Source organism: Chryseobacterium piperi, from assembly GCF_002285635.2.
Classification (GTDB): domain Bacteria; phylum Bacteroidota; class Bacteroidia; order Flavobacteriales; family Weeksellaceae; genus Chryseobacterium; species Chryseobacterium piperi.
In genome coordinates this window covers 340681-365698 of the sequence record NZ_CP023049.2, presented here as the reverse complement: position 1 = coordinate 365698, position 25018 = coordinate 340681, and the positions used below count along the sequence as shown (strand labels likewise).

The 25018-nt window shown below is 33.7% G+C and carries 19 protein-coding genes and 1 tRNA gene; 6 read left to right on the top strand and 14 right to left on the bottom strand.

Features of this window, described 5'->3' with window-relative positions; all coding sequences use genetic code 11:
* Positions 1-8 precede the first annotated feature (8 nt).
* From CJF12_RS01630 to CJF12_RS01615, 3 genes are all read left to right on the top strand, one after another.
* The gene (locus CJF12_RS01630) at positions 9-764 is read left to right on the top strand and encodes a UbiA prenyltransferase family protein (protein ID WP_034685976.1); all 756 of its coding nucleotides are present in this window, start codon (positions 9-11) and stop codon (positions 762-764) included.
* A 3-nt stretch (positions 765-767) separates the two neighbouring features.
* On the top strand, positions 768-1847 hold the full coding sequence (recF, locus tag CJF12_RS01625) for a DNA replication/repair protein RecF (protein ID WP_034685973.1): 1080 nt from the start codon (positions 768-770) through the stop codon (positions 1845-1847).
* A gap of 478 nt (positions 1848-2325) precedes the next feature.
* Positions 2326-2619 (top strand): hypothetical protein, encoded by a 294-nt coding sequence (locus tag CJF12_RS01615; protein WP_034685972.1) that lies wholly within the window; start codon positions 2326-2328, stop codon positions 2617-2619.
* Here the strand turns inward: CJF12_RS01615 and CJF12_RS01610 are convergent.
* Genes CJF12_RS01610 through CJF12_RS01600 form a run of 3 tightly spaced genes read right to left on the bottom strand, consistent with a single transcriptional unit; the run spans position 2597 to position 6074 of the window.
* Positions 2597-4627, bottom strand: coding sequence for a recombinase (locus tag CJF12_RS01610; protein ID WP_034685970.1), 2031 nt, complete (start codon positions 4625-4627; stop codon positions 2597-2599). The two genes, CJF12_RS01615 and CJF12_RS01610, sit on opposite strands and share 23 nt — an antisense overlap.
* 19 nt (positions 4628-4646) lie before the next feature.
* Positions 4647-5291: a monofunctional biosynthetic peptidoglycan transglycosylase gene (mtgA, locus tag CJF12_RS01605; protein WP_034685969.1), complete on the bottom strand. Its 645-nt coding sequence runs from the start codon at positions 5289-5291 to the stop codon at positions 4647-4649.
* 42 nt (positions 5292-5333) lie between these two features.
* Positions 5334-6074, bottom strand: coding sequence for an ABC transporter substrate-binding protein (locus CJF12_RS01600; protein ID WP_394336999.1), 741 nt, complete (start codon positions 6072-6074; stop codon positions 5334-5336).
* 365 nt (positions 6075-6439) lie between these two features.
* Here CJF12_RS01600 and CJF12_RS01595 point away from each other — a divergent pair.
* Positions 6440-6513: transfer RNA gene (locus tag CJF12_RS01595), tRNA-Arg, on the top strand.
* A gap of 221 nt (positions 6514-6734) precedes the next feature.
* Here CJF12_RS01595 and CJF12_RS01590 read toward each other — a convergent pair.
* The 5 genes from CJF12_RS01590 to CJF12_RS01570 form a co-directional block, all read right to left on the bottom strand.
* Entirely contained in the window at positions 6735-7253 is a 519-nt protein-coding gene (locus tag CJF12_RS01590) for a DUF2911 domain-containing protein (RefSeq protein ID WP_034685968.1), read from the bottom strand.
* Positions 7254-7275: 22 nt separating this feature from the next.
* Entirely contained in the window at positions 7276-8967 is a 1692-nt protein-coding gene (locus CJF12_RS01585) for a sodium:solute symporter (protein ID WP_034685967.1), read from the bottom strand.
* Positions 8968-9067: 100 nt separating this feature from the next.
* Positions 9068-11572: a PIG-L family deacetylase gene (locus CJF12_RS01580; RefSeq protein ID WP_034685965.1), complete on the bottom strand. Its 2505-nt coding sequence runs from the start codon at positions 11570-11572 to the stop codon at positions 9068-9070.
* A 604-nt stretch (positions 11573-12176) separates the two neighbouring features.
* The gene (locus CJF12_RS01575) at positions 12177-12848 is read right to left on the bottom strand and encodes a hypothetical protein (protein ID WP_034685962.1); all 672 of its coding nucleotides are present in this window, start codon (positions 12846-12848) and stop codon (positions 12177-12179) included.
* 1183 nt (positions 12849-14031) lie between these two features.
* Positions 14032-14571: a hypothetical protein gene (locus tag CJF12_RS01570; RefSeq protein ID WP_034685960.1), complete on the bottom strand. Its 540-nt coding sequence runs from the start codon at positions 14569-14571 to the stop codon at positions 14032-14034.
* A gap of 486 nt (positions 14572-15057) precedes the next feature.
* Here CJF12_RS01570 and CJF12_RS01565 point away from each other — a divergent pair, with 486 nt between their 5' ends.
* Entirely contained in the window at positions 15058-15369 is a 312-nt protein-coding gene (locus CJF12_RS01565; protein WP_051887336.1) for a helix-turn-helix domain-containing protein, read from the top strand.
* A 61-nt stretch (positions 15370-15430) separates the two neighbouring features.
* Here the strand turns inward: CJF12_RS01565 and CJF12_RS01560 are convergent, their stop codons facing one another.
* The 6 genes from CJF12_RS01560 to CJF12_RS01535 all read right to left on the bottom strand — a co-directional run bounded on the left by CJF12_RS01560 (position 15431) and on the right by CJF12_RS01535 (position 23589).
* Complete coding sequence (locus CJF12_RS01560; protein ID WP_157759832.1) at positions 15431-15769, bottom strand: hypothetical protein; 339 nt, start codon at positions 15767-15769, stop codon at positions 15431-15433.
* Positions 15770-15880: 111 nt separating this feature from the next.
* Positions 15881-17764, bottom strand: a complete 1884-nt coding sequence (locus tag CJF12_RS01555) for a UvrD-helicase domain-containing protein (RefSeq protein WP_157759831.1) — start codon at positions 17762-17764, stop codon at positions 15881-15883.
* 1 nt (position 17765) lies between these two features.
* Positions 17766-19820: an ATP-dependent nuclease gene (locus tag CJF12_RS01550; RefSeq protein WP_034685956.1), complete on the bottom strand. Its 2055-nt coding sequence runs from the start codon at positions 19818-19820 to the stop codon at positions 17766-17768.
* A gap of 922 nt (positions 19821-20742) precedes the next feature.
* Complete coding sequence (gene istB, locus CJF12_RS01545) at positions 20743-21486, bottom strand: IS21-like element helper ATPase IstB (protein WP_034681199.1); 744 nt, start codon at positions 21484-21486, stop codon at positions 20743-20745.
* A 41-nt stretch (positions 21487-21527) separates the two neighbouring features.
* Complete coding sequence (gene istA / locus CJF12_RS01540; protein WP_228423525.1) at positions 21528-23186, bottom strand: IS21 family transposase; 1659 nt, start codon at positions 23184-23186, stop codon at positions 21528-21530.
* A gap of 208 nt (positions 23187-23394) precedes the next feature.
* Positions 23395-23589, bottom strand: coding sequence for a DUF5808 domain-containing protein (locus tag CJF12_RS01535; RefSeq protein WP_034687116.1), 195 nt, complete (start codon positions 23587-23589; stop codon positions 23395-23397).
* Between the two features lie 183 nt (positions 23590-23772).
* Between CJF12_RS01535 and CJF12_RS01530 the strand changes: the two genes are divergently transcribed.
* Positions 23773-24984 carry a helix-turn-helix domain-containing protein gene (locus CJF12_RS01530; protein WP_228379121.1) on the top strand — a complete coding sequence of 404 codons (1212 nt, stop codon included), beginning with the start codon at positions 23773-23775 and terminating at the stop codon, positions 24982-24984.
* Positions 24985-25018: the final 34 nt, after the last annotated feature.

Sequence of the window (25018 nt, the reverse complement as noted above, 5' to 3'; positions counted from 1 at the left end):
TTTGATAAATGAATTTCTTAAAAATACTGAAAAAATACGTCATTGACAGCCAATTTTATGTCTCATTAATGGGAACTCTCTTTGCAGTATTTTTCATGGAAGAGCAAAACACATTCCGTTTTCCTTCTGTATTCTTAATTTTCATCACCTATTTTAGTGGATACCTGTACACAAAGTATCAATACACCCGTCATTTTCTTAAAATATTAATACTAAATGCTATAGCAGGTGTAATTTGTGCATTTTTAATCATTCATAATCACAACGGAATACGATTAATAAAATGGTTTATTATTGTGGTTTTAGGGTTGCTTTATAACAGCTTTTTTCTCGATGTATATATTAGAAAAATTCCCCTCCTGAAAGTCTTTTATGTAGGATTGGTATGGGCTCTTGTCAATTGCTGGCTTACGCTGCCTGAATTCAATCTCCCAATTTTTCTTATAAGTTTCTTTTTTATTACAGCCCTGGTTCTTCCTTTTGACATCAGAGATATGAAAAGCGACACCGTGAAAACCTTTCCACAGATCATAGGTATACAGGATACGAAATACATTGCCTATCTGCTTGTTTTTACAAGCTTAATTATAGCCATCTTTACTCTGGAGTATCAGTATTCTTTTTCATTTTTTTTGGCGAGTATTGTTACCTATATTCTTATTTATTTTTCTGAAAACAAGAGAGATGACGCCTATTTTTCTTTCGGAGTTGAAACCTGTTCTGCACTTCCTTTTTTATTTTTAGGAATAATGAAGTATTTTTGACAAATGATTATTAAGAAACTTTCCCTGTACAATTTTAAAAACCATGCTGAGAAAAAATTTGAATTTTCACCTCAGATCAATTGCTTTGTAGGGAATAATGGGGCTGGAAAAACAAATATTCTGGATGCTTTACACTATTTATCAGTAGGAAAAAGCTTTCTAGGAAACACCGATCTTAATAATATTAAAAGGGAAGAGGACTTTTTTACGATCGATGCAGAAATTGACAATGATGACAGCGAAGATACCATAAAAATATCTCAGCCTAAAGAAGCTAAAAAGATCATTAAGAAAAATGACAAAAGCTACGACCGAATGGCCGATCATATCGGATATTTACCTAGTGTAATGATTTCCCCTTATGATTCCAACCTGATCTCAGATTCCGGGGAAAGCAGAAGAAAATTTCTGGATTCGATGATCTGTCAGACCGATTCAGCTTATCTTTTTGATCTGATTCAGTATCAGAAAACGATTCAGCAAAGGAATGCCTTATTAAAATATTTCGCTAAAAACAGAGTCTTCGATAAAGATTCGTTAGAAATCTATGATGATCCCATCACAACATTTGGGACTAAAATCTTCGAAAAGCGACGGGAATTTGTTTCTCAGCTGAATCCTATCGTTCAAAATTTCTATCAGATTATCTCCGGTGGAAAAGAAATGGTTTCTGTTATTTATGAATCTCATTTACTAGAAAATCCTTTTGAACATTTATTAAAAGAAAGCCTGGAAAGAGACCGGATGCTGACCTACACATCAAAAGGAATTCATAAAGATGATCTGCTTTTTGAAATGGATACGGTTCTGATAAAAAAAATAGGCTCCCAGGGACAGCAAAAATCCTTCCTTATTTCCCTAAAGCTGGCTCAGATGAGTCTTGTTAAGGAACTCACTGGCAAAACCCCTATCCTTCTTTTAGATGATATTTTTGACAAGCTGGATGATCATAGAGTTGCCCAACTGATTGAATTGGTCAACCAGGAAAACTTCGGACAGATTTTTATTACGGATACGCATAAAGAACGTACAGAAAGTGTGGTCAAGAAAATCAATGAAGAGAGTATTATTTTTGAGATATGAGGCGAGATGCGGGGTACGAGATTCGAGGTGCTGGACTCGCATTTAATTAAGAAATAGAATATTATTAGTTTTGTCTAAATTAAAGCGATTTCGCGAATCCGCAATTTTACAATTTTGCATTTAATTTCAGCCATGCCAGTAATGATGAAACCATCAATCATTTAGAAAAAATTATAGCATTATACCCTGAATTCGCTTTAGAATTTGAAGGACTAAAAAAAGAATATAACCTGTTAGGTGGAAAAATTAATATGTATAAAAAATGGGTAAAGGAAAACTGGAACGAGAGCAGTTCATAAATAAACTTCAAATATCAGACATACAATCAAAGTATTAAAATCAGAAAATATCTCATTAGAATAATCACTATAACCTATATTAAAAAATAACATCGAGTCTTATAACCCGTCAACCCGAACCTCGCAACTCGTCAACACGAAACCCGAACCTCGGAACCCGTTAACTCGAACCTCATACTATGAAAAGAAAAAAACGTGAATATCAATCTTCAGAACTTGTAAAATCCTTTGCCAGAATCTATGGTTTTGAAGATAAATTAGTTGCATTTGAAATTAAAGATTTCCTGGAAGATTATCTGGATGAAAGTCTGTTTAATGAAATCAAAAGTGTCAATATTCACGATCAGTGTATCTACATCAAAATCATTTCACCACTTCTGAAAAATGATTTCAAAATGCGAAGAAGCTTTTATTTAAAAAAATTCCAGGATAAATTCGGAGCTGAAAAGTTTAATGATCTTCAGATTTTGTAGTAATCGTACTGCTCATCAGGTCATCTGCCTTTTTATCCAGCCTTGAACGTAAAGGAAAGAAAAATTTAAACGGATGGCTAAGAAAATACCTGAATATTTCTCTATAGATTTCACTTACCTGTCCAAAATTCAGCTTTCTTGATCGGAATGCCAAAAACATCGATAATCCGAAACTTACCAGGAAATTAAAGAACCCTATTAAGAATACCGTTATAAAAGATATCCAAAAAGTATAGGAATCTACCGAAAAATCTTTTCCATACAATCCAATCGCAAAATTACCTGCGGCAAACGTAATGTGTCGGATATCAAGATCCAGTCCGAAAAACAGTCCTACAGGGGCTGTAGCTCCAAGGAATACCCCAAACCAAAAGTTAGAGACAATTCCCGGCCAGTTTTTCGCATAATATTTGGAAAGGCTTTTCGCGAACTTAGCTCCAAAAAGCTTTCTGATCGAAATATTTTTTGCAATCCTCTCAGGGATCTGATAAAATACAGAGTTGTTTCCTATATTCCCGGAAATAATCCCGGAAATGAAAAGATAAAAACCTGCAATACTTGCATGCAGGATTGCCTTGGACTTAAACGGGTCCAGATCCTGAAGCAGTTTATCCGATCTTTCAATCGCCAGGTTTTGAGAGAAAAAGACATCAAGTCCATATATAATAGCCAAAGCAATTGGGAACGACAATAATACATTTCCTACAAATGCTATAAACTGGCTTCTGAATAGTTTTGAAACGAGGTGGGCAAATTCCGTATTATTTCTTTTACTGTACCCTTCTTCTGCCAATACTTTGGTCATGGTTGCCGCAGTCATTGCCGGCTGTTTGGTAGCCAGTGTAAAGCCCATCAGATAAATCATGACAAACCCCATCGCATAATTCATGGAATACAAGAATGCATGGGAGAAATCACTTCCCGGAATATATCCGTACAGCATTTTCAAAACACAAAGCGCCCCTACAATAATACCACCGCCACTGGCTTTATAGAACATCTTCATGTACTCTTTTCTGGTAGAGGTAATATAATGGGACCCTGTCTCCGCAGTATGATTGGTAATCAGGTGCGAGATCAGTCTCGTGCTGTCATTGATGAGTTCAGAAATATTATTTTTATGAGATTTATAGCTCACAATATTAAAAATCAACTGCTTTGATTTAATAATAATATCTTCTTCATTGTTGATCACCAAGAGCTTCAAGATTTCATAAATCCGGTCGGTCTGCTGTCGGATCTTTAAAAGAGATTGGTTAATCTTACCCGAAATTCCATATTTAGAAGAGTTTTTAAAAGCTATATTGACAAATTCGTTACACTGTTGGGTGTAAATCTTAATCTGCTTATAACAGCTATCTTTGGAATGCAGCTGGAGATCAGGATTATTTTCCAGGTCTTCCGCAAGTGCTTCCAGCTCATTTTGTAAAGCCAAAAAAGGATTATCGAAATTTCTGTATTCGGGAGCCATCCTTACAACTTCCACTTCCATCGCCATTCCGGTAACCCTCCAGGAAAGGATATTCATCGAAAAGACAAGCTCTTTTTTCACATTGCTTTTTGTGATAAAATCTGAGATTCCTAAAATAGTCAGAAATTCATTGATTTCATTTTCAGGAAGATTATGAAGATACTCCAGATCTTTTTTAGGAGTAAGGCTGACATTGTCTATCAGATACCAGACTGTTTTTTCTTTTTCTACCGGAGGAAGAATCTTATTAAGAATTCTCTTTTTAAGCTCGGGAAAGAAAGCGTTTTCCGAAAGGATATTGGCCTCGGTCAACGAAAGATTAAAAGGTCTGTCTTTAAAGATATTGTTAATGTAATACTTAAAATTTTCAGCAAATTCAGGATTAGATTTAAAAAAATTAACAACAACTGTAAAGTCGGTCTTTTTCACACTTTCTACAAAGTCGCAAAAAGGTTCTAAAGAGAGCGTATCATTCTTAAAAGAAAAGTATTTTTTAAGAATAGATTCAAAATTTGTGCTGGAATTGAAGAATTTCATTAGTGCAAAGATAATGATACTATTTCAAACTCACATTTCTCATTTGTCTCATGATCCAATTGTGCTTCTTATTCAAGTAAGAAGAAGGATTTTTAGGGTCATATTTTTTAGGATTCGGTAAAACTGCCGCAATCCACGCCGCCTCAGAAACAGAAAGGTCTTTAGAAGATTTTCCAAAATAATATTCTGCTGCAGCTTCTATTCCGAAAACACCCTGCCCCATCTCAATAGAGTTCAGGTATCTTTCCAAAATAATATCTTTACCCCATACTTTCTCAATAATAAAGGTATAAGCAGCTTCCAACCCTTTTCTGATCCAGCTTCTTCCCTGCCAAAGGAAAATATTCTTTGCGGTCTGCTGGGAAATAGTGCTTCCGCCTCTTACTTTTTTCCCTTTTTCATTATTCTTCATCGCCTTTTCAATAGCATCATAATCAAACCCATTATGGGAGAAAAATTTTTGATCTTCAGATGCTAATACAGCCTTCTTGACATTATTCCCCATTTCATCATAGGAAATATAATCCCTCTGTAATCTTCCGTATTCAAAAAGTCCCCCAATTTGTGTAATGGTGATGGGAGGATTGAAGAATCTACCCCAGATGATAAATACGACATTCAGAATAAGAACGATAAACAACAGTTGTTTTATTTTTTTCCACATACCTTTTAAAAAAGCGATACAAAAATAAACAAATACTCCGAGTTATTGCAATTCTTTCATGTAAGTCAACTGATAATTTGGAAGAAGCTCAGGGTGGAAGATTTTAATATAGTCTTTAAGAACCCAATCCGCTCTTACGACTCCACTTTCGAAAAAGTCATTAGCTTTTTGCTTTTCTCTTCCTGCAATACTAAAAATCTTACCTTGATTAAAAGCTTCTAATTTTCCATAAAAAGGATTCATATCCAGGATTTCTTTTTTAGAAACATGATTTCCTGCATTGACCCAGTAGCGAGCACCTCCTGCTTTTGCAAAAACCTCCTCAAAACTCATGGTTACAGCCTTTTCATCATTATTATTTTTTAAAATATACTGGGCGTTAGCATCAGCAATAAAGTGCGCTACAGATGTTTTTCCTCCCGGCAGGTACCAAACATCTCCATACATCTCATTGGAAAGCACAAGAGGCTTTTCCTTTGCCTGAGCTGCCAGCTTCCTGAGTTCATTATAGTTCTTTTCAATTTCCTGATATTGACTATCCGCTTCTTTCTCCTTTCCCAGTAGCCCACCAAACACTTTTAAATAAGCTGTTTTTTCAAGAGGCTTCTGTTCCATATATTCATCCAGAAACACAACCTGAATGCCATTGTTCTTTAATAACTGATAGGTATTCTCAAAACTGGGAATGTAATTGGTAAAAACAGCATCCGGTTTTAAAGAAATAATTTTTTCTACATCGTATTTCTGATCGCTCCCGATATTCTGAATTTTTCCTTCTTTCACCAGGTTTTGTATTTTTTCAGAATAAATATACTCAGGACTGGAAATGCCAATAACTAAATTTTCTGCGTTTAGGGCAGAAACATACCCCATTAAACTTGCATTAAGTAAGATAATTTTCCTAAAAGGAGTCTGATGTTTTCTAAAATTATAGGTGTAGTTCCCCGATTTTAGCTCAAAAGCATGGCTATCTTTCTTATACTCCACCCTGCTTGAGATGGTATCCCAACCATTGGATGAAATTTTTTGTTCTCTTTTACAGGATATTAGAATACAAAACGCAAATAGTAGTAAAATTCTTAGTTTCATATTTCAAAGAAAAGAAAAAAGTGCTATATTTGCAAACCCTTAAACAATAAGGAAACAATGGCCTCGTGGCGCAACTGAATAGCGCATCTGATTACGGCTCAGAAGGTTACAGGTTTGAATCCTGTCGAGGTCACTTAAGGAGACAACTATTTGATAGTTGTCTCTTTTTTTATGCCCATAAATCATCTTTTTTATCAAACTTTTACAATCTAATATTTTTAATGTTCGACATTTTAAGCGTAAAATGCTTAGTCTGTTTTAAATAAACAGTCTGAAATTGTCACAAATAGTAACCTTTGATACAATAAACAAAAAATCCCGCATTAACGGGATTTTAATTTCTAATATTCAAATTTATTTGATCTCTACAGGAACGGAGATTTTATCCCAATCCATTGTGAATCCATTACTGTTTATTTTATAAACTAAATTTTCCTGTGTTGCTGGTAAAGCTTTTGTTTTTACGTCAACACGTAAAGCATCTTTAGCTTGTTCGTATTTATAAGCACCCCATTGTTTGGGTTCTTTGTTAAAAATCGCAGTCCAGGTTCCGGATGCTTTAGGAATTAAGAAAAAGCTGTATTTACCTTTAGCCAGTTTTTTACCCTGAACGGTAATGTCTTTATCCGTTTCGAAAGTTGTTGCTTCATTGGCACCTGCACGCCAAACTTTATCATAAGCTTCTAAACCACCCCAGATGGTACGCCCTTTTACAGAAGGACTGCTATAGGCAATTGTAATGGTAGCATCTTTAATTTTTCCCGTAGCAGTAGCCGGAGGGCTGGCAGGTTTTTTAGTATCCTGTGCAAAGGCATTCACTGAAAGCGTCACTGCAGCAAAAACTACGGTAACAGATTTAATCATTGTTTTCATAATATTTTTGTTTGTTATTGGTTTACGAATTTACTGCTTTCGGCTTATAAAACAATAACCCGATTGCAGAAAATATAATGACTGCCGCTGCCCCGATTACATTAAGCCAAAGGAAAGAAATGATATCGAACTTATAAACGGCAATAACCACAATTTCTGATAAAATTGCAGAAATAAACACGTTCGCACCGTCGACTTTTTTATAGTAAAAGGCGACTAGAAAAACCCCCAATATCGGGCCGTAGAAAAGAGAGCCCAATACATTAACTGCTTCAATAAGAGAACCCATTTGAGTGGCAAACATGGCAACGCCGATTGAGAATATACCCCAGGCTAAAGTATGCAGGCGACTGTACTTCAATTCGGTTGCATCATCGGGAATTTCTTTTTTAAATATCAAATGAACATCTTTTAATGAGCAAGCGGCAAGAGAATTCAGCGCTGCCGAAATGGAACCCCAACTGGCCAGAAAAATGACGGCAAACAGTAAACCGATCATCCCTACCGGCAAGGTATTTTTTACGAAATACAGGAAAATATAATTGGTATCCGTTTTCTCTGCATTATAGTTTGATTGATTGATAGCTTCCTCTACCCTGCCGTGCAATGCTTTTACTTGAGCCTGTGTACTTTTAAAATCCTGAATCGTTTTGTTGAGTTGGGGAGAGTTGTTTTCTTTCAACTTTAGAATTTCTTTCGATTCTGCATTAAATTTGAGTTGCAAATTCTGATGTTCTTTTTCAAAAACCGCGGCCTGTTCAGGTTTTGCTTCCTTTAAATGTTGATAAGAGCGTTCGTTAAAATAAATCGGAGCCGGTTTTAGAGAAAAGAATGCGAAAAGCAAGGCACCAATCAATAAAATAGAAAACTGCATCGGAATTTTAACCAATCCGTTCAACAACAAGCCCGTTTTTGCATTGGTATTGTCTTTCGCAGTAATATACCTCCCGACCTGACTCTGGTCTGTACCGAAGTAAGAAAGTGCCAGAAAAAATCCGCCAATTAACCCGCTCCAAATATTGTATTTATCTTTCCAATCGAATTCTGTGGTGATGACATTAAGCTTTCCGGATTTCCCTGCCAGATAAAGCGCATCGTTAAAACCAATTCCGTTTGGCATATTTTGAATAAGCAAATAACCTGCAAAAGCCATTGTTCCCAGAATAATCAGAAACTGTAGTTTTTGGGTGTGAGCGATCGCTTTTGCACCGCCAACATAGGTATAAATCAACAGAATGCCACCTGTTAAAATATTGGTTACATAAATATTCCAGTTTAAAACGCTTGATAAAATGATACTCGGAGCGTAAATGCTGATTCCGGTTGATAAGCCTCTGGAAAAAAGAAAAAGTAATGAAGTAAGCACCCTTGTTTTTTTATCAAAACGGTTTTCTAAATACTCATAGGCCGTGTAAACATTTAAACGTTGAAAAATCGGGATGAAAGTGATGCAGATCACAATCATCGCCAAAGGCAAACCAAAGTAATACTGGACGAAACGCATCCCGTCTGTATAAGCCTGACCCGGTGCTGAAAGAAATGTAATGGCACTTGCCTGCGTAGCCATAATACCTATCAACACAATGTACCAAGGCATTTTGTTATCAGCTTTCAGGTAGGATTCGTTGCTTTTTTGGCCACGACCTATAAATACGCCGTAAACAACCACTGCAACAAGTGTAAAAATGAGAACTGTCCAATCTATATTACTCATGCCCAGAATTTAGTAAACAAATAATAAAATACAATCTGAACTACTAATGCAACTGCTAGTAATAGGTACCAGATATTCCAATTTTTAAGTTTATTGTTCATCAGTTTTTCTGTGCAGATAAAAAGTTAAAAAATAAACGTGCCGCCCCAACATTTCCCGCAGGCAGCTGTCTGAAAAATGCTAACGGTGTATAAATAAAATTACCCTTCCCGTATTTAGCATATAAAGTTGATCCCTGAAGAGACTCTTCATCGGTATCGTGCATTTCAAAAAGCGGTTCGTATGCCGCATCCCATTGAGCAGGGAAATAAGCACCCCGTTCCTGTACCCAACCTTTAAAATCATCCGCAGTAATTTTGTTCGGGAAGTTCAGTAATTTATGATTTGGATTTAAAAACGTAACCGCAGCATTTTCTTCGGTAACACGCTTGTTGGCAATACTGAAATTGTATATCCCCAATTTGTCAACGGTTGTATCCTGGTTGGTGTTATACTGCATCACCAAATTACCGCCAGCTTTTACATAAGACCATAAAAAAGGCATCCAGCGACCCAGCTTTTTCTCTGTGTTATTGGCACGAACACCCAATACGATGGCATCATATTGTGACAGCTTGTTTTGATTACTATTTCCGCCAGATTCATCTATATTGCCATAAAAATCTTCGTCTTTCAAGACATCCACCTGAATACCTGCAATACGTAGAAACTCAGGAATGAAATCGCCCGCTCCTTCGATGTAACCCACTTTTTTAACCTTCGCCTGAATATCGCCTTTCATTACGACAGCAGTGGCAGGCGCAAAATATTGTAAGGAAGGTAAATGCGGATACTGAATTAATACCTGTTTTTTATTATAAGTGACTCCATCTGCGACAAAATTGGCATCCAATGGCAAGCGAGATGATTTGATTGATGCAAGCTTAGTTTTTGGAATAACGTAATCCACGGTAAAATCTTTCCCACTAAGTGAATTTACATCAGTGCTGCCTAATCGTTCTCCATTATACATCAGGCTTAGTTTACCATTAGTGAACTGTTTGTTGGAATTGACCTTAAAGTTTAAACTCAAATGTAAGTCTTCATTTTCTTTGACTACATAAAGCGGTTGTGTAAATTTCAGTTCCAATGCAGGAACAATGCGCAAGGCTTCGACTACATCACCACGCACCGGGTCTAACTTCTTGAAAGATAAAGGAAGTTTAACCTGAAACTTTTCTGAACCGATTCTTAAACCAACCAAAACATTCAGTGGTGATTCTGCCTCAGGTAAACCGATTAAAGTATCGTTTGGAACAGAGAAAGTGGCTGCGTTCGTGGGAGATTTTGCCAACCAATAAGGTTCTGTAAGTGCTGCATCTGCAGGAATCTGAATGTCATGCTGAATGGTAATTAAAGAATCTTTTGATAGTTTTCTGTTGAAACTTTCCGACTGACTTAACCACTTTATATTTTCTACAACAAGAGGATCAGAAGCTCTTGAAATCAAATTTAACCTGAAATTGTAATGATCCCCAGCAACAGCTTCAGCCTGATTGGTAACTGCCTCACCCATAAACCCGGCACAGCTTAAAATGATATTGTCAAGAGATTTAATTTTATCCCTTTTTAGGTCCACATCCTTCAGTGCCATCACCTTTTTTCGCAAAGCAAGCAAAGCAGGTAAACTAAGATCAGGATTATTGAAATTGAAAGCGGAAATAATTTTATCTAATGATTGGTCAATATCAGCGTTTCCTTTTGCGGTCCAGGTTTTAACTACTCCGTCAAAAAGTGTTGCTTTTGCAGGTTCACCAACAACGTGGGCAAAATATTCAGTTCTGATGCCGGCTACAGACTGTGTTCCCGCACCCTGGCTTTTATGTAAACTTCTGCTTAGTCCTGCCAATTCACCATAACCCATTCCCAGTTGCGCATCATATTGCCCAACGGTAACTTTCAGTTGATTTTCAGTTGTCGTATTGACCGCACCGAATCGGTAAGTATTCCACAATACCCGTTTTGGTTGCCATGCATTAACATATTTTAGTTGGTTTGGGAAAGCCGTTTTATCGCCTGCCAGCTTAAAAGCTTTTTCTGCAACCACAGCCGAAGCCGCATGTTGTCCGTGACCTGCCGCAGCAGTAGGAGGAAAACGACAAATGATCACATCCGGACGGAATTTACGGATCACCCAAACTACATCCGCTATAATACTATCTTCATCCCATTGTTTAAAGGTATCGGTCGTATTTTTTGAGAACCCGAAATCAATCGCCCGGGTAAAAAACTGTTGGGCACCGTCTAACTTTCTTGCCTCTAAAAGCTCATGCGTTCTGATTAAACCCAATGCAGCACCTTGTTCTGTACCTAATAAATTCTGACCCCCATCGCCTCTGGTTAAAGACAAATAACCCGTTTCTACATTTTGATCGTTAATTAACCAGGAAAGCAATCCTGTATTTTCATCATCGGGATGAGCCGCAAGGTATAAAACTTTAGGTAGGTGTTTCAGTGTTTTGAGTTCACGGTAAATTTCAGATGATTTGGAGGGTCGAACCTGTTGGGCCGAACAAAAAACCGTATAAAAGCTAAGAATAAATACAGTGATTACTTTTTTGAACATTTAAATTTGCTTTGCGACAAATATAAGTAAATCGTTTTTCTTTCAACATTAAAAGAATTAGACTCTAAATTTCACGAAAAAAACTGTTTATTTTTTTTATTAAACCACAAAAGTCACAAAAGTTTTGTAAACACTTAAGCTATTTTAAGTTATATACTTTGTGGATAAGAAGTACACTTAAGTTTTATCGAAAATCAAAGATTTTCATCTTATGTGAACTTAATTGTGCAGTATTATTTTAAACTTTCTAAAGTGTACTAACGTGTTTACAAATAAAAGAACAATGTGCAGTTAGTGTTTTCTCCAAAAATTTTTACCATCTGTAGTTAAAAATAAACCACAAACCGAAGGTTCGACGGAGTCAAAAGCCACAAAAGATTGAAACACTTAAATGAGCTTAAGATGATATCCTGGCGCAAAATAAGCCCACATAAGTTTTAAAAAATCATTGATTTTTTTTCTTCAGTGTACTTTTATGCAGTATTATTTTAAACTTTCTAAAGTGTACTAACGTGTTTAAAAAGTAAAAACTTTTGTGACTTTTGTGGTTAAATCTAAACACACTCTATGCATGAATCAGAGTTTCAAAGAAAATAAAAACAGCTTATGTTTTTCTAATCGTATTCCGCGTAAGATAGATATAATTAAACATGCAAAATGTTGCTACCGCCCCAAATGTATGCCATAAAAAGTGTGTTCCGAAACTCAACCAGTCCCGTTTATCAATGATACGGAAAGTGAGTGCAAGAGCAAACGACAATAAAGCAAAGCCCACCCATTTTCCAGCTTTCCATTGAGTATAGATTAAATACCTTACTACCGAAAAAAGTACAAATGAAGCCATGATTGCATAATTTACGTTGATAAAGAGAGAAGGGTTATCTACCAAAATCCAATTTCTTAAAGCAAACATGAGCATTAAATATACGAGAACCATTACAACAGCATAGTACCATCTGGTGCTCTGAGCTACAAAATAAAATCCGGCAGACAAACAGAGTAACATAATGGGCATCCAATCCATCATGATAAATATCGGCCATTGTCTGAATGAATGATAAATAGTTCCCCCTATGGCCCCAATATATAATAAGACCAAACAGTAGGTTAAAAAAGGATATTCTTTAAAATTATCCTTCATTTTAATGGTCCAAAAAATAGCTATGGCTAAAAATAATAGAGCAGTTATTGCATTGAATGGTTCAGGGAAAAACTGAGCCATATCTGTTTCTTTATATAACATGCCTCCGTCCGGAGGTATTGGGTTTATTGGCATTATCTTTTTTTATATCATATTTATAGGCATGCTTTAGAGTACAAAATACAAACACAAGCCATTTTTCTAAACATTTGTAAACGTGTATACTAATATGCTTCTAAATATATAAATATAGACAAAATTATGGCATTATATACCTGGATGTGCCTGATTATATTAAATCTGTTTGAATATTTTATTAAACCACAAACCGAAGGTTCGACGGAGTAAAAAGTCACAAAAGCTTTTAAAACACTTAAGCTATTTAAGTCATATGCTTTGTGTAAAAGAAGTACACTTAAGTTTTATAAAAATCTTTGATTTTCATCTTATGTGAACTTATGCAGAGTTATTTTAAACTTCTTAAGTGGACTAAAGTGTTTTAAAAATAAAACTTTTGTGACTTTTGGGGTTAAGTTTAAAAGATGTTTTCTATTGATAAAACTCGACAAATCATGGTAGAAATTATTTTTTGATTAAAAAGATAAACGCAAAGTTCATTCATAATTCCGCTTTATTTTAAGGGGGCAAAGTGATGCGACTTTGTCGCTGATGAAGCAGTATGCTTTTACATGCGCTTCAACGAATCAACTTCGTTGATTCTATCCTTTGCTCTCTTACAAATCAACAGTTTCAAAAATGAAAACTTTGCGTCAGAAAAACACGTCATCAGTATAAAACTCAATAGACCATGTGAAATTATCTCTTAATTAAAGGGATAAACGCAAAGTTTATTGATAATTCTGCTGTATTTTAAGAAGGCAAAGTGATGCGACTTCGTCGCTGATGAAGCGGCAGGCTTTTACATAAGCTTCGACGAATCAACTTCGTTGATTCTATCCTTTGCTCTCTAAAAATCAACAGTTTCAAAAATGAAAACTTTGCGTCAGAAAAACACGTCATCAGTATAAAACTCAATAGATCATGTGTTAAATTATTTCTTAATTAAAGGGATAAACGCAAAGTTTATTGATAACTCTGCTTTATTTTAAGTGGAGCAAAGTGATGCGACTTTGTCGCTGATGAAGCGGTAGGCTTATCCATACGCTTCGACGAATCAACGAAGTGGATTCTATCCTTTGCTCTCTTAATATCAACAGTTTCAAAAATGAAAACTTTGCGTCAGAAAAACACATCATTATTGTATTAATCACCTGTATCAATAGCCCCAACCTTTTATTTACACTCAACCTTCTTATCCTTAATTAGTGTCAGCCATTTTCTTTTCCTTCCTTCTTTGAGTGATAAGATGTGCAGCATCCAGCATTTTAACCGTATGAATATAGGGCATAACGATATTCCTCTCTGGTAGATTTTCATAAACACCCATTGAGAAATAAACGATTCCGGACATAAAATAATCAAATTCTTTGATGCTGTATTCCCTGAATGCTGTTTTGAAAACCAATAGAGGATTCCGGTATTCCTTTTCCGAAAGCAGACCAAGAACCAACGGGGAAATCTTTTCCGGCCGGGTATCGACAGTCCATTTCTTTTCCTTCAGCATGATGAGATACCCTGCCCGGATCAACAACTTCATCGACTGGTGAAACTGAAAGATGACCGCCGGATCTTCATTGATCCAACTACTCTTCTTTACCGCATAATTCATAATGCTGCTGAGCTTTTCTTTAGAAACATCCAGCTCATTGAACTGAAAGAAAATTTCCATCAGCTCCCACTCGGAGTACTTCTTACCTTCCCGAAACCGGGTATTAAAATCTGTTTTTATCTTTTTCATGAGTTTGTATTTTTAGAATGCATAAAACCACCAGCCTACCGATGTACGCTGAGTTTTATTGTAAATGATGAATAGAAATAAAATCTGTGTTCCCGTGAAAGCCCTGAAGCCGCAATGGATTGTACACTCCATTGTATCCTATCATGATACTTTATGTAGTGAAGCAACTTAGAAAAATATGATTGTAGAAAAGCAGAACGGCATAAAATAAAAACGGCATGGGACTCTACAATATCCGATCTGAGGTACTGGTATACCTTACGTACAGATAAGAGAGCCCACGCCTAGGTCGTGAGCTTCCTGCTTATCGTCTCGTACGTTAAAAATTACCAGTTTTCAGATCGAGATTCTAAGCAATAGCTTCTATTGTTCTTTGAAGTATCGCAAAGCTACTTTATTGTAGCTTATTGTACAAATGTAAGAAAAAAAACATTAAAACACATATATGTGTTGATGAAAAATTTTAGAAAGCTTAAACTTTACTAAATGTATAAATGGGAAATAGAGGAATTAAAATTCCAAATTGGAAAGCTTATTCAGTTACATAGGCTCAAAAGAGAACTTTCACAATTACAACTTGGAAATGAGCTCAATATCTCAAGTAACCATATCGGTAGAATTGAAAGAGCTGAAACTAATCCAACCATTGAAAGTCTTGTTAAAATCTGTAATTTTTTTGAAATTGATATATTATATCTATTTACAAAAATAAATGAAAAAGAATTAAAGAAAATTGAGGGTGAAATCGAGCAGCTGCAAAAAGAATTTAAAAATCAAAATAAGAGAAAATCCCAATAATTATTGGGATTTTATTTGTGTTTACAGTTTTAGTAGATATATCGTTTTGAAATTTATATTTTTAATCATTTTCCATTGTTTTCAAGACAATTAATTCTAATCCAAAATTTTCTTTTTGAGGACTGTTTATTAGTGTATACTTCTTATCTGATTTAGAAATTAAACCAGAGTGAAACCTATGTAAATATTCGAAAAACAAAATAAGCTGATCGGGACTGGTAACTATTTTATCTCCTTCATAATGTTCAATCCATTTATCAATAGTAAAAGCATTTTTTTCAAACTGAGTGGTCCTATTATGAATATTGTCAAGTAAATCAAAGAAATGAGATAAATATACCTCACTATCATTTAGTTTTTTGATTTCGTTTATTTGCTCATACAAATCTTCTTCACTCATACAATTTGTTTGAATTTTAACAGGATATTCATTAAACATATTTTTCATTTTTAATATTAATAATGAGGTTTAAATTATTTTAATTTTAATAAATAAGTTGTTTGCAAACATTCAAAAATTATCTAGTTTGATAACATTATTTTTACCAAACCATTTTTCAATATTATTTAATGCTGATTCTCCCATGGGAGAAAGTGCTAAAACAATTAAATTTTCTTTTGCTCTAGAACATTCAACATAAAAAAGATTTCTAGTTCTCAACTTTCTTTCTTCATTAACATCAGTATTATCGAAAAAACCTTCAAAATTATATCCTTCAGCTTCATTTACCCATTCTTTATCATCAATAACTGTCAATACATTTCTATACTCTTCCCCTTTTGTTCCATGTTTTGTAGAAAAAACAGTATGATTTTGTGTAAATTCAAAAAAGTTGATTATTTCCTTATAAGATAGGCCTAACAATGAATCATATAAAATTTTGTTATTTACAAACCTACTCTTCTCTGACCCTTCTTCTAACTTATCAAAATCAAGCCCGACTTGTTCGATAAATTTTTTAACAGCGTCAGATCTTCTTATCAATTTTCTACTTTCAACAAATTCCATAACTTCTTTTACAGATTTAGTTTTTCTAATTACTATTAACTCATCTAAAATATCAGTTATGATTTTCTTATGTTTATGTTCTAAATACCCATCAACAAATAAAGAGCTATATCTTTTAAGAAAGCGCAACACTTCATTATAATTACACTCCTCCCAAAACTTCACCAAATGTTCAATTCCAGTTTCTCTTTCCTGAGATATTTTTTTATCAGTATAACCGACGAAATATTGAATTAAGGCATTTCTCCTTTTATTTAATTCATCCCCAACACTTCTAATATATCTTCTACTATAAATTCTGTATAAATTAGAGAAATCATTTCGTTTAGCAACAGCACTATTGACTAATACTAGTATTTTGTCATTTTTTTTATTATCTAATTTATCAAAAATCCAATTTTCTCTAGTTACTAATAAATTCACAACTTTATCAAAATTTTCTTTTTTTTGTAAATCAATCTCTGCATTGTAGGCGGATCGACTTTCATCATCTACTTCCCTATTATTTCTATTAATTCTGGTTTTAATTGGCCTATATTCGCAATAAATAAATTTTGCACTTCCTTCAACATCGGTTTGAGCCTTTTGTTCTATATTGGTTCTGAATTTATTTAATAGATTTACCACTGCTATAGAAGAACGATAATTCTCCTCCTTCTTAACCAAATATAGCTTGTGAGAATCAGGATGAGTATAATTAGCTAAATCACCAACACCATTATTGTAAATCTTTTGATGAGAATCCCCATAGAAGCCTAAAATAATTTTATCTTTATTATTTTCGAGCAATGAATCTACTAATGCGTTAATCGTTTCTTTTGCTGTATCCTGATATTCATCAATTAGTAAATAAGGAAATTTTTGTGATAAAATATTAGTGAGTAGTGGATAAGCAAAAAACATCATTTTTGATAAAATAATAACATCATCATGATGGAGTTGCCCTTTTTCAAAATCCCTAAATGCTGTATCATTATAAGAAACTGAATCAATTCTATCTAACCTATCTACTAAATTGGGGATATACCGTGATTCATCTATACCTAAATCTATATCTATTTGATACCTAATCTCATTTAACTTACATAATTCAATTTTCAACTGCTTTTCATATGATTTTATACAATCCCACAAAAATTCATGAATAGTTGAAACTATTACTAAAGGATGATTCTCTAAACGTTCAATAACCTCATTTTTTGCAACATTAGTGTAGGTTATACAAACTATTTTTTGATGATTATATTTTAAATCTTCACCTTTATTTTCAAGTAAATAGTTCAGAGTTTGAATTAGAGTATAAGTTTTTCCTGAACCAGCGCCAGCTTCTAATACAAAACTTTTTTTATTATCAATATTCTCTATAATTTGCTCTATTGCTGTCATCTCATTCATCTTTTTCTAACCATTCTAAACCTTCTCCTATATATTTAGGAACTTCCCAACTAAAGTCTTCAATTCCAGCTTTAAAAGTCATGAGATCAAATGCGAATTGTGATTTTTCTCCTTTTTTTGGAGATAATTCATACAAATCCAATTGCTCTTCAAAATTTATTTTTTTTAATAACTCAAATTTCGATTTTACATCAACTTCAACTACTTTTTTATCTTTATCCAAATCATTGTATTTATTTTTAAAGAAATTTAAATTTCGATTAATTATGGCTTCTTCCAAACTTCTAGCTGTATATTGATTTTCGGTATTTTCGGCAATTTGATAACAGACTCGAATAAATTTCCCATCAAATTTTTCTTCCAGTCTTGTTGAAATTAAATCTGCAATTGCATCTTTTTTTGGTAACCAATTTTTTAAAGTAGCATTCGACGTAACAGAATTTGATGTATTTACCCTACATGCTTTTCTATTATCATCTATATGAACAGAATCAATATCTGTTATAACTAAAGTTTTTACTTTTATAAAATTTAGTAACTCTTTAAATTTATGGGTATATGCTCCACCTACTTCTAAAATTGATATGTACTTCTTATTTAGTTCGGGTGCAACTTTATTAATCATAAGAGGTAAAAGCATTTTCTCAGTAATACCTTCTACCATAATAACTTTATCAGCAAAAAAAATATCACATTTATGAAGATTAAGATATTGTTTTAAAAAACGAAATGTTTCAGTATCACTTTTTTTATGTTTGAAGTTGTTAAAATCATTTACTTCAAGATTACCATTAATCTTATTAAAATATCTAATTCTATCAAAGCCCTTTTTTATATCAATCCCTGCTTCCGCTATGATATGAGATGAATGTGTTGTAATTATAAGTTGAATGTTGATACCATTCGACTTAGCGTCATTAATTTTATTTGTAATTTGTTTAATAAAAACCTGCTGCATTTGAGGATGCATATGTGCTTCAGGTTCCTCAATCAAAATAGTCAAAAACTCAGACTTTTTTTCTTCACTTGAATTTTTAAATCTTTCAATAAAACTTGTCAACTCTAACACCATGAAAATAAGATTACTATAACCTAGGCCGTTATAACTCTCAGGCAGGTTAATATCATCATGTTTATAATAATATTTGATATTATTTTTTATTACAGCTTCTGAATTAAACTCTGAATCAATTTCAATTTTAGGTATGGATATAGGTGTCGAAGCTCCAAAATGATTCAAATCATGTATTACCTCTCTAAGAACTTTCTCATATTCATTTTTCAAGTCAACAGAAACTTTCGTTAAAGTATCTTCTAGCTTTTTAACATCTTCTTTAGTTTTATCTCTTTCACGATAGTAATGAGAAAATCCAGTAGCTAATGTTTTATTTTTATCCGATTTTGTATCGTCTAAAGTTCTTGAAGCTTTGATACCTTCAAATGAAACAATTTTTTCAATTTTAGATTTAAAATTTAAACCAATATCTTTTTTAAAATTTGAATCTTTGTCAATGGCATGACATGTAAGTTGATAATATTTTTTCAGATTCTCTTTTAACCAAGAAATTAATTCTATTTCTTTTCTTTCTCTATTTAAAAAAGAAGAGAATAAACCTAATGAATTGAGAGATTCAAAACTTATTAAAACAGTTGCATCATTTCTTTTTTCATTTAAATCAGTTATAAATTCACTTAAATTAACAAGAGAATCTTTTTCTATATCATATTCAAATTCAATAAAAAGTTGAACTTTGGGAGTTTGGTTTTGGATTATCTTTTCAAAAATTTCCTTTCTTTTTTCAGAAATGTTGTTAAAATCAATTTTAGTAATAAAATTAACTATCTTTTTAAATTTCAGATAACTACTTAACGAAAAATCCTCAAAGGAAATTTCTTGGGAAACTTTTGTAAAAACATTAATCGCTTCAAATAGTGAAGTTTTACCAGTATTGTTTTTACCAACTATAAGGGTAATATCATCTTCAATATTGACAGAAAAATTATCGAGAAGTCTAAAATTTCTCACTTGTATTTGTTTAATTCTCATCTCTTCATCAGTTAATTAGTTTAGAAGCTAATATATTAGATTCTTAAACAATAATAAATATATTTTTATATTCTTTTTACGGTTTTCCGTAAGCTTATTATACATCCTAATTATCATCACTGCTACCCTTTGGAGCAAGTTTAAATGAAATAATCTTATTTTACTAGCTCAAAGTCGAGAGACTTTGCACAGCGGAAAAATTGTAAAATAATATTTTTATTTACTACAGACAAGAACCACTACAAAGAACATTAGTGCAACTGCTATAATTACTCCGATATTAGATTTATAATTTTGTGGTATATTATCTTTTCTACGCTTATACATTATTATTCTTTCTTTGTTAATTAGCATAAAATAATTAAACCTACATCAATAGCTTCCATTATAGCCCATGCAGCTTAACGCCACTGGTAGAAAACCACCATCAACTAATCTCATTTTTTTGTACTTAATTCTTGTACATATAATCTAGATAAGTTCATTTTTAAAATTTAAAAATGAATATTCTGTTTTAAATATTAAAAAAAATTGTGTACTTGTACTTTTATTTACTAAAATATATCTCCATATAGAGAATTCCAAATAAAATAGTCCCAAATAGTGAATTTATACTTATTATTTAAATTTTATAGTCCATTAATTTATTTTATCCCATAATAAATTCATATAATATTAATAATTTACACGATTACCCTCTTATACCATTTTTTCATCACTATTTCAAAACCTTTCTTCGCATCATTTCAGATATCACCAACTATGTTGTAACAAAGCCGCTTATAATTAATCCTATAATATAAACTAAACTATAGATGTAAATTCCAGTGATATTGACCACCTAATTCCTGATTAAATTGACCACTAAGAATGAAGTCAAAAAAGGTGTCTAAAAGATGGTTTAAAAATATAAAATAAATCTTTACTCTGAGCTGATTTTCTGATCAGCTTTTTTTCTTCTCATCGATTCTCCTTTAAGGTCTATTCTCAGGGAGTTGTGAACCATTCTGTCAAGTATTGCATCGGCTATTGTTTGTTCCGCAATGACTTCATGCCAGGCACTTACAGGCAGTTGCGAAGCAATAATAGTGGAACGTTTTCCGTGTCTGTCTTCTATAATCTCCATAAAATCCTGACGTTTAAGATTATCCAGGGATTGTAATCCAAAATCATCAAGGATAATAAGATCCTGCTTTTCTATTCGGTCTATCTCTTTAAGGTAAGATCCGTCTGCCTTAGCCATCTTAAGCTTTGAGAAGAGTTTGTTGATGCTGAAGTACATGACTTTATATCCCATTGTACAGGCTTTGTATCCAATGGCAGTTGCGATAAAACTTTTTCCAACTCCTGTACTGCCTGTAATAAGAATATTCTGTTTCTGTGATATAAAATCGCAGGAAGATAATCTTCCAATAGTATTCTTATCAATATTTCTGGAAGAAGAGGCCGTAATCTCTTCCATAAATGTCCTGTATCTGAACTTAGCTGTGGTAATCAATCTTTCTACCTTTCTGCTTTCCCTGTCGTCATACTCGGATTCAATCAAGTAGGCTATAAGTTCATCATTGGTATAGGAGATACTTCCTGTTTCCATTGTTGTGGAAAACGCCCTGTGCATCCCGTGGAGCTTTAAATGTTTCATTTTTTCTAATGTTGCCTGATTCATAGGTTTTGTATTAATGATTTAATTGTTAATGATTGTAGATGTTACTGATAGTATTTTCCGCCCCTTATGTTTTTGTGTTTAGGCAGTTTCTTTTCTTCAAAAAATGCATCGTCATCGGTTAGATTATCCAGCCCTCTTTCCAGAATACTTTTAATCATGGCAAGGCTGTATTTTTCATATCCCAACGCTCTTTTACAGGCATTGTCAAGTCTTATGTTGCCGATCTTTTTTGATAATGAAAGGATTCCCAGGCAGGTTTTATAGGACTGCTCAGGATGCTGTTTCTTTTCCAGGATTTTGATGATGTACTGCTCACAATATTCCCCGACAGACCTTCCCCAAGAGATAAACCGGGAGGGATTCCATTCAGTCATAAACTGATAAGATGAAGGCATATGTTCTTTTACAGTCGTATACTGATATTTAGCCAGGATTCTGTTATGGAATGCTATTCTGCGCTGGTCATAGTAAATCTCGACTGTATTTTTACTAAAAATAATGTTTACTTTTTTACCAATATAGCTGAACGGAACACTGTAATAATGCTGGTCTTTACTTAAATATACATGGCTGGTCTTATGAACGGTAGCACGTGCAGAATGCTTGAGCTGGTACATCATAGCTGGTAGTGGGGATAATGCATGTCTTTCAACCTCACGGAAAACATCAGCCCTGGAATACTTCTTTCTTTTCATGGGAGCTTCATTATATCCTTCCAGCAGGTTTTCTATAGCTTTGTTCAATGCTTCCAGGCTAAAGAAGTGATCTTTACGCAATGGAGCAAAAATGCGGGTATACACAATGCGTACCGCATTTTCAACCAAAGCCTTATCCTTGGGATGATAGGTACGCGTAGGAAGTATTGTAGTGCTATAGTGGGAAGCAAAATCCAGAAGAGAATCAGTGATGACAGGTTCGTACTTATGGCTCTTTTTTACGGCTGTACGCAGGTTATCGGTAACAATAGCTGCGGGAACTCCTCCATAATAATGCAGGGTTTTGGTAAGACTTCCAAGAAAATCTTCTTTCCCCTGGGTTCTTGTAGCTTCTACGAAGGTCATGCCACTGGCTCCAAGTATGGATACGAAGACCTCAACTTCCTGTTGTTCTCCTGTTTCTTTATTAATAATGTGAAGTTTTTTTCCTGTATAATCCACAAAAAGTTTATCCCCAGCCTTATGTTCAATATGCATGGAAGGGTTCACCTTTTTACACCATTCCCGGTAATGATGGCAAAAGCGGGAATATTGGTAGCCTGAAGGGTATTTATCTATGTATTCTTCCCATAGCAGATAACGGGTGACCCCAACACGTTTTAGTTCTTTGGATATGTAAGGAAACAACGATTCAAGTTGTTTTTTAATATTGGCCTTATCCCTTATATCGGTTGGCGGAGTCTCGAATAAATCATCTAAATCTTCATCACTCAGCTCTATCAGCTCGTCATATGTAAGCTGGTGTTCATGGAACAGGCTGATATACTTTTTAGCAGTATTGCGTGAGATACCCAGTTGTTTGCTTATCCGCAATTTACTTACCCCTTGGGTGTATAATCGTAATAATTGTTTAATGTTCAACATGTCTATTCTTTTGTTAGCCATTTGGTATTTTTTGGCTAAGTTATTCAAGACACGTTTTCTGACTTTTTTTTGGGGGTCAATTTGCTCAGGAATACCATGGTCAATTTGCTCAGGAATCAACTGATCATTTTCACAGGATTGAGATGGTCAATTTTGAAGGATTCTACACTATAGATGTAGTAAACATCACTTATTCAGAATTTTTTTGAACTCTCTGCTTTCCGAAGTCTGGAGGTTTTTTAAAGGGATTGTTCTATTTTTATTCTTGAATAGCTTGTATTCGTCGAACACGAATAAAATACGAGGTAAACGATTAAAAATTAAACAATTACATCTCTTTAATATATTCTGCTATGAGTATAAATAAGGTAATTAATAAAAACATGGCCAGAATAGAATAAGGATTAGCAAAGTTAACCGTCCAACCTAAAAATTTATTTCTTTTCGGCGGAAAAAGCCTTTTGTCATCTTTATTATAATAAAAAATGCCCAATTTCCAGTGGTTTTCATCATCATCTTTCATAACATACTATTTTTTTGGTTAAATAACTAAACACATGATTATTTCTATCTAAAGATAGTATTAATGCTCATATCACCGAAAATATAAAAGAAATATGATGCTAGGTTATAAATATATTAAAGTTGAGAGACTTTGTGCAGCGGAAATCATCAGTATGAATATAAATTCGTTTTATCAATCCGTATGAAAGAGGTATATTTAAAAGAAATTAATTACCATGGCACGCCAAAGCAAATCTTTAAAACAATTTTCATAAAAGTGATCTATACAACACTTTTAAATATTGCGATTTTCCAGGGAATCATCTTAGGCTTAGTGATCTTAAAGTCTTCCCTATTCAATAGTAAGTCAAATAAGTATTTAGCCTACTTATTATTTACTCTTTCCATTAAATTACTGACTCATGTTTTTGATATCGAACAGGTATTTACCTCCTATCCTCTTCTTCATATAATAGACAACATCGAGTGGGTATTTCTGATGCCTGCTTTCCTATACCTTTTTATTAAAAACAGGACTGATTACACTGGAAAAAGTAAACAAAAAGATTATTTGTGTTTTATTCCGTTTGCCTATTCCGCTGCCCTTAACATTATCAACGATCTTGATCATGTGGCAGGAGTTTATACTTTTTCTGAGTCAGGCATCGTTATCATCCAAATACTTGGTCTGATTCAACTTTTTTTAGCTGTTACATTCATTCCATTCCTTCCGGTTTACTCTTATTTTAAGATAAAACATTTAAAAGATTCACAGGAAAAAAAATGGATACTTATTTTATTAACACTCGTTTCTTCAGTATTATTTGTCTGGCTTATTACCGCTCTGGCCGGCTTACTTCTTAACTATGATATTTCTTCTACGATGAGTGCCCTGGCTTTATGCGCAACATTTATCATTCATTGGACCGCTTATATAGGTATTTACAAATATAAACTGGCCAAAAACAAAGAGGCTATTTACCTTTTTCTAAATCAAGATTCAGCTGTTTCGTATCCCCATCTGCAAATTCTACAAGAGAGTTCGCCACAAGAATATAAGGAATCGATCACGGCAGATAATCTTTATTTTCAAAAACTGGAACTTCTTTGTAAAGACGAGCACATTTATACCGACAGTACATTAAACAGAGAAAAAGTTGCTGAAAAACTAGGCATAAGCGCAGGATATGTTTCACAAATTGTGAACACAATAACAGGAGACAACTTCGCTCATTATATTAATCAATATCGGGTGGAAGCAGTCAAGGAAATGATATCCAATTCGGAATATGACAACTATACTTTACTGACGATGGGATTAGAATCCGGGTTTACTTCAAAAACAACTTTTTATAAAGCCTTTAAAAAAGTTACCGGTCAAACACCCAATGAATATAAAAATACCAGCAAATAAGTACCATTTTATCCATTTTTAAGCTTTTGAAACC